General features: G+C 70.8%; 11 protein-coding genes. 4 read left to right on the forward strand and 7 right to left on the reverse strand.

Translation table 11 applies throughout. The features are described 5' to 3' along the window. The first annotated feature begins 10 nt into the window (after window positions 1-10). The gene (locus tag EDD27_RS34685; protein WP_127936140.1) at window positions 11-1,369 is read left to right on the forward strand and encodes a S8 family peptidase; all 1,359 of its coding nucleotides are present in this window, start codon (window positions 11-13) and stop codon (window positions 1,367-1,369) included. Between the two features lie 396 nt (window positions 1,370-1,765). Here the strand turns inward: EDD27_RS34685 and EDD27_RS34690 are convergent, their stop codons facing one another. Further along, a complete protein-coding gene (locus tag EDD27_RS34690) occupies window positions 1,766-3,205 on the reverse strand; it encodes an AAA family ATPase (protein WP_241564419.1) in 1,440 nt (479 codons plus the stop codon). 85 nt (window positions 3,206-3,290) lie between these two features. Here EDD27_RS34690 and sppA point away from each other — a divergent pair, with 85 nt between their 5' ends. Then, window positions 3,291-4,988 carry a signal peptide peptidase SppA gene (gene sppA, locus EDD27_RS34695; RefSeq protein WP_127936142.1) on the forward strand — a complete coding sequence of 566 codons (1,698 nt, stop codon included), beginning with the start codon at window positions 3,291-3,293 and terminating at the stop codon, window positions 4,986-4,988. Window positions 4,989-5,159: 171 nt separating this feature from the next. Here sppA and EDD27_RS34700 read toward each other — a convergent pair whose 3' ends face one another. Next, on the reverse strand, window positions 5,160-5,891 hold the full coding sequence (locus EDD27_RS34700; RefSeq protein WP_127936143.1) for an SDR family oxidoreductase: 732 nt from the start codon (window positions 5,889-5,891) through the stop codon (window positions 5,160-5,162). A 92-nt stretch (window positions 5,892-5,983) separates the two neighbouring features. On the opposite strand from EDD27_RS34700, the gene EDD27_RS34705 reads away from it, so the two are divergent. Next, entirely contained in the window at window positions 5,984-6,970 is a 987-nt protein-coding gene (locus tag EDD27_RS34705; RefSeq protein ID WP_164903918.1) for a helix-turn-helix transcriptional regulator, read from the forward strand. Here EDD27_RS34705 and EDD27_RS34710 read toward each other — a convergent pair. Further along, window positions 6,967-8,763: a DJ-1/PfpI family protein gene (locus EDD27_RS34710; RefSeq protein ID WP_127936145.1), complete on the reverse strand. Its 1,797-nt coding sequence runs from the start codon at window positions 8,761-8,763 to the stop codon at window positions 6,967-6,969. The two genes, EDD27_RS34705 and EDD27_RS34710, sit on opposite strands and share 4 nt — an antisense overlap. 85 nt (window positions 8,764-8,848) lie before the next feature. Continuing rightward, on the reverse strand, window positions 8,849-11,560 hold the full coding sequence (locus EDD27_RS34715) for an ATP-binding protein (protein ID WP_127936146.1): 2,712 nt from the start codon (window positions 11,558-11,560) through the stop codon (window positions 8,849-8,851). A 106-nt stretch (window positions 11,561-11,666) separates the two neighbouring features. On the opposite strand from EDD27_RS34715, the gene EDD27_RS34720 reads away from it, so the two are divergent. Beyond that, a complete protein-coding gene (locus tag EDD27_RS34720; RefSeq protein ID WP_127936147.1) occupies window positions 11,667-12,209 on the forward strand; it encodes an SDR family NAD(P)-dependent oxidoreductase in 543 nt (180 codons plus the stop codon). On the opposite strand, the gene EDD27_RS34725 is transcribed toward EDD27_RS34720, so the two are convergent. From EDD27_RS34725 to EDD27_RS34735, 3 genes are read right to left on the reverse strand one after another with little or no spacing between them, the layout of a single operon-like run. Continuing rightward, entirely contained in the window at window positions 12,188-12,670 is a 483-nt protein-coding gene (locus EDD27_RS34725; RefSeq protein WP_241564420.1) for a flavin reductase family protein, read from the reverse strand. The two genes, EDD27_RS34720 and EDD27_RS34725, sit on opposite strands and share 22 nt — an antisense overlap. A gap of 40 nt (window positions 12,671-12,710) precedes the next feature. Next, the gene (locus EDD27_RS34730; RefSeq protein WP_127936149.1) at window positions 12,711-13,640 is read right to left on the reverse strand and encodes an ABC transporter substrate-binding protein; all 930 of its coding nucleotides are present in this window, start codon (window positions 13,638-13,640) and stop codon (window positions 12,711-12,713) included. A 38-nt stretch (window positions 13,641-13,678) separates the two neighbouring features. Next, on the reverse strand, window positions 13,679-14,371 hold the full coding sequence (locus EDD27_RS34735; RefSeq protein WP_127936150.1) for an ABC transporter permease: 693 nt from the start codon (window positions 14,369-14,371) through the stop codon (window positions 13,679-13,681). Between the last annotated feature and the right edge of the window lie 8 nt (window positions 14,372-14,379).

Consider the following 14,379-nt stretch of genomic DNA (forward strand, 5'->3'; position numbering starts at 1 on the left):
GGAGGAGCAGTTGAGACTCCCGTCTCTGCTGGCCGGCGCCATCGTGTTAGCCGCAACCTCGGCAACATTCGTCGCCACACCCGCGTTCGCCGACCCGGAATCCAAGATCGACCCTGAGATCACGGCGACCGGCGAGCACCGCGCCATCGTCCGCGTCCAGCAGCCCGCCCAGGTCGGCTCCGCGCAGGCCAGCGCCGAGCAGGTCAAGCAGGACAGGAAGAACGTCTCCACGCAGCCGCCCACCGAGGTCGCCGGCAAGCTGGACTTCTTCGTCTACCGCGGCACCCGCGCCGAACTCGAGAAGATCGCCGAGCAGTCCGACGTCGTCTCCATCCGCAAGGACAAGCTCAACGAGCCCACGCTGGTGCAGAGCATCCCGCTGATCGGGGCCGACAAGGCGCACCGGCAGGGGTTCACGGGCAGGGGCACCGCCGTCGCCATCCTCGACACGGGCATCGACAAGGATCACCCCGCCTTCGGCGGCCGCATTGTCGCCCAGGCCTGCTTCTCGGCCGCCGACCCCGTCGACGGCTCCAAGCCGCTGTGCCCGAACGGCAGCCAGTTCCAGATCGGCGACGGCGCCGCGGACGCCGAGACGGACGCGTGCATGACGGGTGCACCGCAGCCGCAGTACGGCCTGTGCTATCACGGCACGCATGTCGCCGGCATCGCGGCGGGCCAGGCCACGAGCGGCCTCGCGGCCAATGGCGTCGCCCCGCAGGCCAAGATCATCCCGGTCCAGGTATTCAGCCGCTTCGAGAACTCGCCGTACTGCGCGGGCCGCCCCGTCTGCGTCCTGGCGTACGACTCCTCGGTCCTGACCGGCATGGCGTACGCCGACCTGCTGGCCGATCAGTACAACCTGGCCTCGGTGAACCTGAGCCTGGGCGGCGGCCAGTACGACACGGCCTGCGACACCGGCGACGGTGCGGACTTCAAGGCCGAGGTGGACAAGCTCCTGGCCAAGGGCGTGGCGACCGTGGTGGCCTCGGGCAACAACGGCTACGACGCCGCGGTGTCCTGGCCGGCGTGCGTCTCCAACACGGTCGCGGTGGGCGCCACGGACAAGCAGGACGCCGTGGCCGCCTTCTCCAACCGCGGCCCGCTCCTGGACGTCTTCGCGCCGGGCGTGGCCATCACGGCGGCGATCGTGGACGACTCGTACGCGGCCCTGAACGGCACGTCGATGGCCACCCCTCACGTCGCGGGCGCCTTCGCCCTGCTGCACCAGAAGCACCGCCGCGCAGGGGTGGACCAGTTGCTGGGAGCTTTGACGCGTACGGGCAAGCCGATCGCCTACACGAGCGCGGGCACCGAGGTGACCACCCCGCGGATCAACGTCTACGCCGCCCTCCGCAGCCGCCTCTGACCAACGAACGCAAGGGGTAGGTTGCCTTCGCGTACCCACCCCTTGCCCGGTTACGTGGTTGCCTGACGGGAGCCTGCCCCGAGCGGTCCTCGCTCCGCTCGGGCTGTCCCTTGCTGTTTACCGCTAACCCCGGATGAAGGCCAGAACACCCGCCACGCCCTGTAACGGCCGCGTGGGGGAAATGGCATCAAGCCTCCGCCGCCGAGGGCCCACACCAGGGGAAGATCATCTATGTCTTGGTGCCGACCGCCCGCGCACAAGACGAGGTGAGGGCTGTAGGTAGTGGGTGAGATGACGGAGGCGCTGATGTGGGACCGTGTGCGCTGCATGATCAGCGTCTTCATGGAAAGGGCCTTCTTCGGCGAGAAGACTGCCAGGCGCGGCCTGAGTCTCCGACTACGAGTAGAGGCTCTCCAGGCCAATCAGGCGGACGTCCCGTGGAATGTCCTCCTGAAATCCGGCCCCGCTGTAGCAGGCGAGCACCGTGCCTCTGGTGTCGTAGCCCTTGGCGGACAGCAGGTCGCGGGCTCGCCGCAACCGGTCCACATGCCCTGAGGTCATCACCTTGTCCCACTTGACCTCACCGAGGGACAGCACGCGCCGCGGACGGCCGTGCTCCTCCGGGGCGAGAACCGCCACGTCGACCTCGATCTGCGTCCGGTTGACCGGATCCGCGACAGTGCCCGCGGCCACCTCACCAGGGAAGTCGCCGAACACCTCAGCCTCGGCGAGCATCGCCCACTCCCTGCACAGTCCTTCGAAATGCGGTCCGACCACCTGAGACAGGAACCTGGCTCGAGAGTCGTGCCAGGCGGCCTCGGACCTGCCACGTTCCAGCCGCGGCCATTCGCTCCGCATCACAGCCTCGTAGAAGACGATCAAGGGCTCGCAGATGCGGAAGAGGGATTTGCCCTTCCTGAACGCGTCGGCTTCACGGGCGATCAGATGGGAGTCCTCGAGCACCGCCAGCGGATGCCCGATGTCCGGAGATTTCCGGCCGATGTGGTTGGCGATCCCGCCCCGCGTCGCGTTCCCGGCGGCGATGGCGCCGAGGACGGCGTGATACAAAGCCATGTCACGGATGTCGGCCTCCTCGGCCAGCAGATAGCGCGCCTCGCGGAACAGCGGCATCTGCCGGTTGAGCACGGTGCGCAGGACCCACGCGTCGAAGTCATCCATCGAGGCCGGAGCGTCGCCGGCCACGAACTCGCGCCGATATGCCGGCGTTCCACCCACGATGGAGTGGACCAGCACCGCGAGACGCGGATCGTCGGTTCCCCAGAACTCGGCGGACGCCCGATAGTCCAGCGGCTTGACGACCATTTCCAGGCTGGCCCGCCCGCGCAGCGGCGCGTTGCCCGCCAGGAGCTTGCCCATCACCCCCATCGCCGAGCCACACAGCAGCAAGCGAGCATTTCCTCGACGGATGTATCCCCTGGGATCGAGAGCGTGCTGGATCAATGAGGGCAGCGAAGGCGACGCCTTGGTCAGGTAGGGAAACTCGTCGATCACGATGATCCCCTCTTGGACGACGGCGAAAAGCCGCTCCAGCGCCTCGTCCCAGTTGGCGAACGCGTAACGGCCGCCTCCTGTCCGCGCTGCCAGCCTCTGACCGAATCGGGCAAGCGCCTCGGCCTCCGTCTCTTCCAACCCAGTGAAGTAGAACCCGCCTGCTTCCTGGACCAGAGCGTCGAGAAGGAACGTCTTGCCCTGACGGCGCCTGCCACTCACGATGCCGAGCCGCACGTCAGCGCTAGGCGACGTGGCGAACCTCACCAGGGCGGCCCACTCCTCGTCGCGGTCGAAGACGTATTCAGGCTTGATCACCGGATCCACAGTAGAACTATACCCCTAAGGTCCATACACCTTAGCTGTATAGTTCTAAACGGCATTTCGAAATGTGTCGCTTAGGGTGGCTTCTATGGACGCAGGCAAGGCGATCTTCGAAACCGTCGACAAGCTTCGCCAGCGGCGCACGGCCCCGCTGGTGCTGGAGCTCGATCTCACCGAAGGCATTACGGAAGGCCCGCCGACGGACCCGCTCGCCGCGGTGCTGTCCATGCGGAAGACGCGCCTTTCCGACGTCCTGTCCGGGCTGCGCAGGGCCAGGCAGGACTCCAGGGTCAAGGCGCTGATCGTGAAGATCGGGACCGCCCCTCTGGGCCTGGCCATGGTGCAGGAGCTGCGCCAGGCCGTGATCCAGTTCCGGGCCTCCGGCAAGCTGACGGTGGCCTTCGCCGAGACGTTCGGCGAGTTCGGCGGCGGCACCGTCCCTTACTACCTGGCCAGCGCGTTCGAGCGGGTCTACCTGCAGCCGAGCGGCGACGTCGGGCTGACCGGCGTGGCACTGGAGCAGCGGTTCCTCAAGGGGGCGCTGACCAAGCTGGGAGTGGGTTTCGAGGCCGGGCAGCGGCACGAGTACAAGACCGCCGTCAACACCTTCACCCAGGACCACATGACCGAGCCGCACCGCGAGTCCACGGCCCGCATCGTGGAGTCGGTCACCGAGACGATGATCGCCGGCATCGCCGACGGCCGCCGGCTGGACGCGGGCAAGGTACGCGAGCTGATCGACCGGGGCCCGTTCACGGCCGCGGAGGCGCGGGATGCCGGGCTGGTCGACGGGCTGGCGTACCGGGACGAGGTGTACGACGAGATCAAGCAGGCCGCGGGCGGCGAATCGCACTTGCTGTACGTGTCCAGGTACGCCAGGGCCGCGGCCGTGCGGAAGCTGCCGCATCCCATGGCCGACGGGATCGCGCTCGTCCACGGCACCGGCATGATCAAAACGGGCCGGAGTGGCCGGAGCCCGCTCGGCGGCGGTGGGGCGATGGGCTCCGACACGATCAGCGCCTCGCTGCGGGCGGCCCGGCGCGACGAGCACATCAAGGCCGTCGTCTTCCGGGTCGACAGCCCCGGCGGCTCTTACGTGGCCTCCGACACCATTTGGCGCGAGGTGTCGTTGACGCGCAAGGTGAAGCCGGTGATCGTCTCCATGGGCGACCTGGCCGCGTCCGGCGGTTACTTCGTGTCGATGGCCGCAGACGTGATCATGGCCCAGCCGGGCACGCTGACGGGCTCCATCGGCGTGTACGGCGGCAAGCCCGTCTTTTCCGAATTGCTCCACAAAATGGGGATAAATTCGGAATTGGTGGCTGAGGGGGCCAACGCGGGGATGTTCTCCACGTCCCGCAGCTTCTCCCCCGAGCAGTGGGAACGGATCAACGCCTGGCTGGACCGGATCTACGACGACTTCCTGGGCAAGGTCGCCAAGAGCCGCAACCTGACCCGGGAGCGTACCCACGAGCTGGCCCGCGGCCGGGTGTGGACCGGAGCCGACGCGCAGTCGAGGGGCCTGGTGGACGAGCTGGGCGGGCTGGAGGACGCGCTGGCGCTGGCCAGGAAGCGAGCCGGGCTCGGCGACGACGCGCCCGTCCGCACGTACCCGCGGCTCAACCCGCTGGAGCGGCTGCGCGGGCCGGAATCCAGTGAGGACAAGTCGGCCGCGCTGACCAGGATCCGGCTGGACGCCTGGGGACCGCTCGCCCGCCTGTCCGCCGAGCTGGGCCTGCCCGCCGTGGGCCCGCTGATCCTGCCCGAGTGGTACACGATCCGCTGATCCCGCCCGAGTGGTACACGATCCGCTGATCCTGCCCGAGGGGCACACGATCCGCTGATCCTGCCCGAGGGGCACACGATCCGCTGATCCTGCCCAAGTGGCACACGATCCGCCGGCCCGACCCCGGCGTCGCACGTCGGGCCGCGACATGCCGGCGCCGGGCGGCGGCCGTCACACCAGGCCGCCGTCCGCTGTCAGGTTCTGGCCGGTCAGCCAGGCCGCGTCCGGGCTGACCAGCAGTGCGACCACGGCCGCGATGTCGGCGGGTGTGCCCATCCGGCCCAGAGCCGTCATGTGCGCGACCGCGGCCGTCGCCTCCGGCGGAACGTTGGCGCGCAGCATGTCGGTGTCGGTCGGCCCGGGCGAGACCGCGTTCACCGTGATCCCCCGCCGCCCGAGCTCGCGGGAGGCCACCCGGGTGAGCTGCTCGATCGCCGCCTTGCTCGCGGCGTAGACCGACTCCCCCGCGCTGGGCCACGCGGTGCCGGTGGAGGAGACGGTCACGATCCGGCCGCCGTCGGCCATCCTGCGCGCCGCCGCCTGCACCGCGAAGAACGCGCCGCGTACGTTGACCGCCATCACCCGCTCGAACACCTCCTGGGTCAGCCCGTCGATCGGCGTGTGGTCGATCACGCCCGCGTTGTTGACCAGCACCGACAGCGGCCCCGCGGCCTTGCCGGCGAACACCTCGTCCGCCGCGGCGAACAGCCGCTCCACCTGGCCGGGGTCGGCCGCGTCCGCACGTACGGCGCTCGCCCGCCCGCCGCACGCCTCCTCCACCTGCCGGGCCGCCCGCTCGTCGGCCACGTAGCTGAACACGACGGTGGCGCCGTCGCCCGCCAGCCGTTCCACCACGGCACGACCGATCCCGCGCGATCCACCTGTCACCACTGCGGCATGCATGACCAAGCCCATCCCTTCTGTTTCGAACGGAGGACCACCATGGCACCGGTCGCGGAAGCAGAACTTCCGCGAGGTGAGAAAAGGTGGATGACGTGACCACGAGAGACCCCGCCGCGCGGCTGCTGCGGCTGCTGTCGTTGCTCCAGTCGCGTACCGACTGGCCGGGCCCCGAGCTGGCGGACCGGCTCGGCGTCAGCACGAGGACCATCCGCTCCGACGTCGAACGCCTCCGCGACCTGGGCTATCCGGTCTCGGCCACCTCCGGGACGGCGGGCGGCTACCGGCTCGGCCCCGGGGCCAGGCTGCCGCCTCTGCTGCTGGACGACGAGGAGGCCGTCGCGGTCGCGGTCGGCCTGCGTACGGCGGCGGCCCAGACGGTGGGCGGGATCGAGGAGACGTCGCTGCGTGCCCTGGCCAAGCTCGAACAGGTCCTGCCCGCCCGGCTGCGCCCGCGCCTGGCCGCGCTGACCGCGTACACCGTGCCCGTGCCGGCGGGCGGCGGCCCGGCCGTGGACTCCGATGTGCTGGCCGCGCTGGCTTCGGCCTGCCGGGACCGGCGACGGCTGCGGTTCGACTACCGCGATCACGACGGCAACGCCACCGTGCGCGACACCGAGCCGCACCGGCTGGTGTCGACCGGGCGCCGCTGGTACCTGGTGGCGTGGGACGTCGACCGCGACGACTGGCGCACGTTCCGGATCGACCGGCTCACGCCCCGAACCCCGATGGGGCCGTCCTTCCCCGGCCGGTGGATGCCGCCGGGGGACGCGATCGACTTCGTCACCAAGGGCGTCGCCTCGACGCTGGGGCCCTGCCGTACGGTCGCGACCGTGCACGCACCGGCCGCGGCCGTCAGCGAGCGGGTGCCGCCGGTGGCCCGGGTCGAGCACCTCGACGACGCCCGGTGCCTCCTGCACATCGGCGCCGCCACGCCGCTGACGCTGGCCGTCTACCTCGCGGCCCTCGGGCTGCCCTTCACCGTGGACGGACCCGCCGAGTTGCTGGAGGCGCTGCGCCAGGTGGCACGGCACTGCACCGCCGCCGCATCGGCAGGCGGTGCCGCCGTTCCAGAGCGCTAGCGGACCACATCGGCGGGGCCGGGCGCCCCGCCGGCCGCACGGGACCTGGCGCGAATCCGGCGGACCACCATGCCGGTGGCGATGGCGACGCCGGCCCCCAGCAGCACGAGCACCACGAGGACGATGGTGGGCGCCCACGGCCAGGCGCTGCCGGCCAGCTTGACGTCCATCACCGGGTACTCCAGCGTCTTCGCCGCCCACCGCGCCGTCGGGACGTCGTACGTGCGCGCGATGTCACGCAGCACGGGATCGAACGCGAACTCCTCGCCGGCGTGCAGGTACTCGGGCTCGAGCCCTCCGGTGGCCGCCGACGGTCCGGTGCCCGCCGCCTGGCGCCGTGCGGCGTCCACGCCGGGAACGAGCAGACGGTCGAGGCCGTCCGCGTCCGCCGAGCGGGGAACGAACGTCAGGCCGTGCCTGGAGCGCACCGCGCCGTCCCCGACCGCGACCGTACGCCCGATCATGGACTGCTCGGTGTAGGTGATGAACGCGGAGGCCAACTCCAGCTCGCCGGTGCCCTCGATGAGCCGTACGCCGATGGTCGACGGCCCGGGCTGGTAGGAAGAGGTGAGCGAGACGACGGCCACGTCCTTGGCCTCGAAGCTGGACTCGGGGATCCGCGCGGCGACGCCGGGAGAGTAGTGGCGCCAGTGGACCTTGCGCGCCGCCTCGCGTGCAGTGTCCACGTCGATCAGCCGCTCGATGATCCGGAGGGCGCCGTCGATCCCGGACAACACACCGGCGGTAGTGATCATGTTTCCGTCGTCGACGTACCGCTGCCCGCTCACCCATCGGACGTCGCCGAAGTCGGCGCGCAGTCCGGGCAGCCGCCACCAGTGGGAGGTCGCGGGCCGGCCGTCCAGCAGCCCGCTGGCCGCGAGCGTACGCGCCCCGTTGCAGACGCTGACAGTGATCGCGCCGGCCGCCGACTGCTGCCGCAACCACGCGGTGATGGAGCCGAGCTCCGCGGGAGCCGTCTTGTTCAGTGCCGGGATCACCACGGCGTCGAGGGTGTCGCGCCGCTCGCCCAGCAGCCGCGCCAGCTCGTCGAAGGTCAGGTCAGGTACGAGGTCCAGCCCACCGGTCAGCGGCACCAGCCGGGAACCCGGCGAGACGACGTAGGCGTTGACCCGCCCGGTGCCCGCCAGCACCTCGTACGGCCCGAGCAGGTCGGCCACGTTGGTGCCGCTGCCGTTGACCAGGAAGGCCACCGTGGGCTTGGCCGCGTCGTGTCCCTTTGACACCGGCTGGACCGCCGCCACCGCGTCCGAGCGCGCCTTGTACTGGGCGCCGAACTTCCCGACCGTGTTCACCGCGGAGACCGCACCCGGGACCAGCAACGCGACCAGCACGACGGCACCCCGCCCGATCCACTTCCGCGGGATGCGGAGGCGGATCCGGTGCTGGTGGTGCGTGTACTCGTGGCGCCGCCGCAGCATGGCCAGGGCCATGAAGACGAACATGAGCACGTGCCCGATCTCCGTGACCAGATGGCCTGGTAACACCCCGAACCAGTACGGAACGAGCAGGACGATGAACGGCCCGGCCATGGCGAGGCTCATCTCGGCGATGGCGGGCAGGCTGTGACGGCGGACCAGCATCCAGGCCGCCATGCCGATGGTCATGTCGGCGGCCATGGTGAGGGTGCCGACGTCGACCCGGTCGACGCCCGGCAGGACCGCGCTCCACAGCGGACCGAGCAGCATCATCCCGAGGCTCATCGCGATGACCATCTCGATGTAGTGCCAGACGAAGCGGCCGACCATGCGCCTCTTACTGGGGTGGATCGTCATGAGGAGGACTCCTAACGCGCGGAACGTGACGTCGCTAACGCTAGGAATGAGGGCCGCCCGCCGAATCAGTGAAGTCGCCGGTCCTTCATGCGGGGCGTTCGGCGAGGACCAGCCTCATGAGCTCGGCTCGTGAGGTGATGGCGGCCTTCTGGAAGACCTTGCGCAGGTGGTAGTCCACGGTTCGCGGGCTGAGGAACAGCTGCGCGGCGATCTCCCGGTTGGTCAGCCCTTCACCGACGGCCAGCGTGATGCGCAGCTCCTGCGGGGTGAGCGTGCTCAACACGCCGGTCTCGGCGGTGCGCGCCGACTCCCCGGTGGCGCGCAGCTCGCCCAGCGCACGATCGGCCCAGGCGATCGCGCCGATGCGGCGGAAGTCGTCCGCCGCGCCACGCAGGTGCCGCTGGGCCTCGGAGCGCCGCCGGTCGCGCCGCAGCTGCTCGCCGAGCAGCAGTTCGGTACGGGCGTGCTCCAGCGGAGCGCCGGACATGGCGTGCAGGCGCAGGCTCTCCGCGTAGTGGACGCCGGCGTCGCCATCGGCGCTGACCAGCGCGCGGCAGCGCGCCGTGAGCGCGGCCGCTTCCGGTGCGGCGGTGCGCTCGGTCCACCGGACGTAGCGGGCCGTGGCCGCGGCGGCCCGGTCGTGCTCGCCGGCGCGGACCAGGGCCTCGACGAGGTCGGGGACGACGGCCATGGCCAGGTCCGAGGGCATGTCGGTGTCCCAGCCGCCGATCGCCTCGAAGTGCCGTGCGGCCTCACGGTGCCGGCCCGCGACCAGGTCGATCAGCCCGAGTGCGCGCCTGGCGTACGCCATGGCATCGGCCAGGTTACGGCCGCTCGCCTCGGCCAGCACGTCGGTGGCCAGGTCGGCGGCTTCGGGCCGGCCGCGGATGGCCGCGCACAGGGCCAGCAGGCCCTGGTGGCGGCAGGCCGTGTTCGGCTGGCCGACCTCGGCGGCGAACTGGCCGCCCTCCTCGGCGTAGGCCTCGGCGAGCCCGAACCTGCCACGCGCGATCTCATCGGCGGCTTGGTACTCGAGGTTCCAGGCCAGCGCACCGAGTGATCCGCCGGCCCGCGCCAGCTGCCCCGCCTGGCGGCACAGGCGCCTGCTCAGCTCGTAGTCGCCGACCCGGCGAGCGATCGCCCCGGCCAGGGTCATCGTGACCGGGTCGGTGAGCGACTCGACCGCGGCCCAGTCGCGCGGTCCGGGATCACGTCCGGCGTGGGCCAGGCAGGCGCCGTGCAGCAGCCGCAGCGTCGCGTCCCGCGGGTCGTCCGGGGCCAGCGAGACGTCGTCGAGCCAGCCGGCCAGGTCGGCCCACGCCTGGGGCCGGTTGACGCGAAGACCGAGGTCGGCGTACATCACGATGGTCGGGGTGAAGAGGCGCCGGTCGATCCGCAGCGCTCGCGGGATCCACGGCCTGATGAGGTCCATCGCGTCCTCGGGCGAGCCGGCGAACTCGGCCACGGTGGCGCGGATCGCGGCCAGGGCGATCCGGTCCGCCTCCTCCAGGTGAGGCTCGCGTTCGGCGCGGTCGAGCAGGTCCACGGCGGCGGCGGTGAATCCGCCTCCGATGGCGGCGAGCGCGGCGTTCCACAAGCGCCGGCCCCGGCGCGGACCGTCGGCGGTGAGCTCGGCCGCCCGGGACAACGCGGCCATGGCCGCGGCCGGGCCGCCGCGCAGGGCCGCCTGCTCGGCCGAGCGCTCGAGTTGCTCGGCGGCCTGCTCGTCATGGCCGGCGGCGGCCTGCCCGAGATGCCAGGCACGGCGGTGCTGATCGGCCGGGGTGTCGAGGGCGGAGGCGAAAGCACGATGCATCGCCGCACGCCGGTCGGCCGTGGCGCTGTGATAGACCGCGGACCGGATCAGCGGGTGCCGGAACACCAGCCGCGCCCCGTCGTACGTCAGCAGCTCGTCGAGCTCGGCGCGGTGCAGAGGGTCGGTGCCGATGCGCAGGGACGCGGCCGCCTTCTCGATGGTGTCGACGCTGCCCGAGCCGTCGGCGGCGATCAGCTGGAGCAGCGGCACCGATGCGGCGTGCCGCGCCTGGATCTTGGTCAGGAACGAGCGTCGCAGCTCGTCGGTCATGGCCGGCGGCTCCTGCGTGCCCTCCGGCGGCATCTCCTTACCCGCGAGTTCGAGCAGGGCCAGGGGGTTGCCGCCGGTGGCGGCCAGCAGGTGGTTCTGCTCGACGTCGCTCAGCCGCCGCCCGCCGCCGTGCTCGGCGAGCAGTGCCCTGGCCGCGTCCGGGTTGAGGCCCATGAGCGGGACACGCCGCAGGTGGGGCAGGTCGGTGGCGTGGCCCTCGTCGGCCCGCGCGGCCAGCGCCAGCACGACGGGCTCGTTGTCCAGCCGGCGAGCGACGAACGCCAGCGTCTTCAGCGTCGGCTGATCCGCCCAGTGCGCGTCGTCGACCACGCACAACACCGGCTTCTCGCCGGCGAGCAGGGACAGCAGCGACAGAGCCGACAAGGCCACCAGGAACGCGTCGGGCGGGGCGCCGTGCGCGCGCCCGAACAGGACGTGCAGGGCCTGCGCCTGCGGACCGGGCAACTCGTCGACCGACCCGAGCACGGGGAACAGGAGCTGGTGCAACGTCGCGTAGGCGAGATCGGCCTCCGGCTCGACGCCGACCGCGCGAAGCACCTGGAAGCCGGTGGCACGCTCCGCGGCGTACGACAGCAGCGCTGTCTTGCCGATCCCCGGCTCACCGTGCAGGACGACCCCGCCGCCGTGCCCCTCGGCGGCCTGCCGCAGTAACGACTCGAGCAGCTCCGCCTCGGCGTCTCTCCCCAGCACACGCCGAGCATAGAAAGCCTCCGCACCGGTGACAACGCACTCGAAGCCCCGAGACTGGCGACTTCACTGATGCGGCCAGGATGGCGAGGCTCCTAGCGTCAACCACGTGAGCAGCCATATGACGCGCGGCGCCTTGAGCGGTCGCACCGCGCTCGTGACCGGCGCCGGCCACGGCATCGGCGCCGCCGTGTCCTGCGCGCTGTGCAGGGCCGGCGCGAGTGTGGTTCTCGCCGCCCGCGACGGTCAGGCTCTGGAGGTGCTGGCCGCGCACATCAGCGCGGCGGGCGGCCAAGCCGTCGCCGTCCCGACGGATCTCACCGACCCGAGGTCGGTGCGGCGGCTGGTCGAGCAGATCCTCGGCGCGTTCGGCCGGCTCGACGCCGCCGTCAACCACGGAGAGGTGGGTGAGGTGGCGCTGGCGATGAAGTACGAGATCCCGTCGATGCGGCCCGGCGGCCGCATCGTCAACCTGGCATCGAGCGCCGACGCGCAAGCCGCCATGACGGAGCTGACCCGCGCGGCGGCACGGGACTCAGGCTGCTGCGGTGTCCGAATCGACGCCGTGGCCGCGGGGCCGCAGGACAGCGAGGAGGACGTCGCCGACACAGTCGTGTGGCGCATCACGCGTCAAGTTCCCATCGGGCGGTAGCGGCCGCGGAGGCGTACCAAGGGTTGGAGGGCCGGGTTGACGTAGGGGACGGCCAGGACGGTGGCGATGAAGAGCGTGTGGTCGCCGGCCGCGACCACCTTCGTGGTCTCGGCTTCGAGTGCGGCCACCCCGCCCTCCACCACCAGCGCCTCCGTGTGCTCCCCCCGGCGGTGCGGGACGCCGGCCACCAGGAGGCGGGCGCTGGGCCGGCCGGGGGTGGCGAAGCGGCTGGCGATGGCGGCCTGGCCGGAGGACAGCAGGGAGGCGGCCCAGCGGTCCTGCCGGAGCAGGACCTCGTTGAGGTAGCCGCGGCTGGCCAGGCTGACCAGCACCAGCGGCGGCTCCAGCGAGACGGACATCAGCGCCGACACCGTGGTGCCGACGTCGTCGCGCCCATCGCGTACGGTCACCACCGCAACCCCCGCCGCGAGCTGCGCCATCGCCTCCGTGAACTCGCTCACCGCGGGGGCCTCCATGACACCCCCGCGGCGCGCGGAGTCGTCAGCCGAGGCCGTTCGTCGTCAGCCATTCCTTGGCCACCGTGGCGGGCTCGTCCTTGTTGACGGAGATCTTCTGCATCATGTCCAGCAGGGACTGGGTGGTGAGTTTCGCCGAGATGGAGTTCAGCGTAGTCCTGATCGTGTCGGTGGCGGCCGCCTTGTTGAGCAGCGGCGTCACGTTCTGGGCGGGGAAGATGTTCTTGGGGTCCTGCAGCGGCACCAGGTTGTTGGCCGTCATCTTGGGGTCAGTGGTGAACACGTTGCCGACCTGGATCGTGCCGTCCTTGATCGCGTCCGCGGTGGTCGGTCCCGTGGGCTCCCACGCCTTGAACTCGAGCCCGTAGACCTCCTTGAACCGCGCCTCCCACCGCTTCTTGAACTCCGGCGGGCCGCCGACGGTCATGGTCTTGGAGACCTTGGCCAGGTCCTCCATGGTGTTGAGCGACTGCTTGGTCTGGGCGTCCTTGGTGATGGACAGACTGTCCTTGTCCTCGGCCGGCGAGGAGTCCAGCACCTCCAGCTCGGCAGGCAGCTTCTGCTTCAGTTCGGCGTTGACCTCTTCGGTGGTGGCCGCGGTGGTCTGCTGGTCGATGAAGGCCAGCAGGTTGCCGTTGTATTCGGGCACGATGGTCAGACCGCCGCTCTTGACCTGGTCGTACAGCGCCTCCCGGCTGCCGATGCGTGGCTTCTCCTCGACCTGCACGCCCTTGGCCTCCAGCGCCTGGGCGTAGATCGACGCGAGCAGCACATTCTCGTCGAAGTCCGCGGATCCGATGATGGCCTTACCACCCCCGCCAGTGGCCGTGCCGCTGGGCGCCGCGCTCGAGGTGTCGAGCGGGTTTCCCCCGGTGCCGCCACCGCCACCACCGCAGGCGGCCAGCGCGAGCATCGCCGAGATCAGCACCCCCGCGATGCCGTACGTGCGTCTCATCTTGCATTTCCCTTCTAAACGGGAGGTGAAATAGGAAATTATCGCACCTTAAGTCGCTGGCTCACCCCCGGCGAGACCGTCACCCTCTGGGCGAGCGTGAACAAGATCTGCACCACTAGCGCGAACAGCACAATCAGTACTGAACCGCCGACGACGCTCGCGTAATCCTTGGTCGCGAACCCGTCGATCACGTACCGGCCGAGCCCACCCAGTCCTGTGTACGCGGCGACCGTGGTGGTGGCCACGACCTGGATCGCCGAGAGCCGGCAGCCCAGCAGGATCAGCGGCATCGCGACCGGCACCAGCACCCGCAGGAGCACCTGCCCCCCACGCAGGCCCATCCCGTACGCCGCGTCGCGCAACTCGGGATCGACCCCCTTGATGCCCTCGAACGTGTTCACCAGGATCGGCGGCACCGACAACAACACCAGCGGGATGATCACGGGCCAGATCGAGGCCGTGCCGAGCAACAGCACGAACATCACCAGCAGGCCCAGCGTGGGCAGCGCCCTGGCCAGGTTCGCCGAGACGACCACGAGCACCTCGCCCCGGCCGGTGTGGCCGATCAGCAGGCCGAGCGGCACCGCGATCAGCGCCGCCAGTGCCAGGGCGAGCGCGGAGAACTCCAGGTGCTCCAGCAGCCGCATGGGGATGCCACCGGGCCCCGACCAGTTCTCCGGATTCCCGAAGAACTCCCCCAGCCACGAGAAGAAGGCAGTCAGCCAGCTCACGACGCGAC

It is taken from the genome of Nonomuraea polychroma, assembly GCF_004011505.1.
Classification (GTDB): Bacteria; Actinomycetota; Actinomycetes; order Streptosporangiales; family Streptosporangiaceae; genus Nonomuraea; species Nonomuraea polychroma.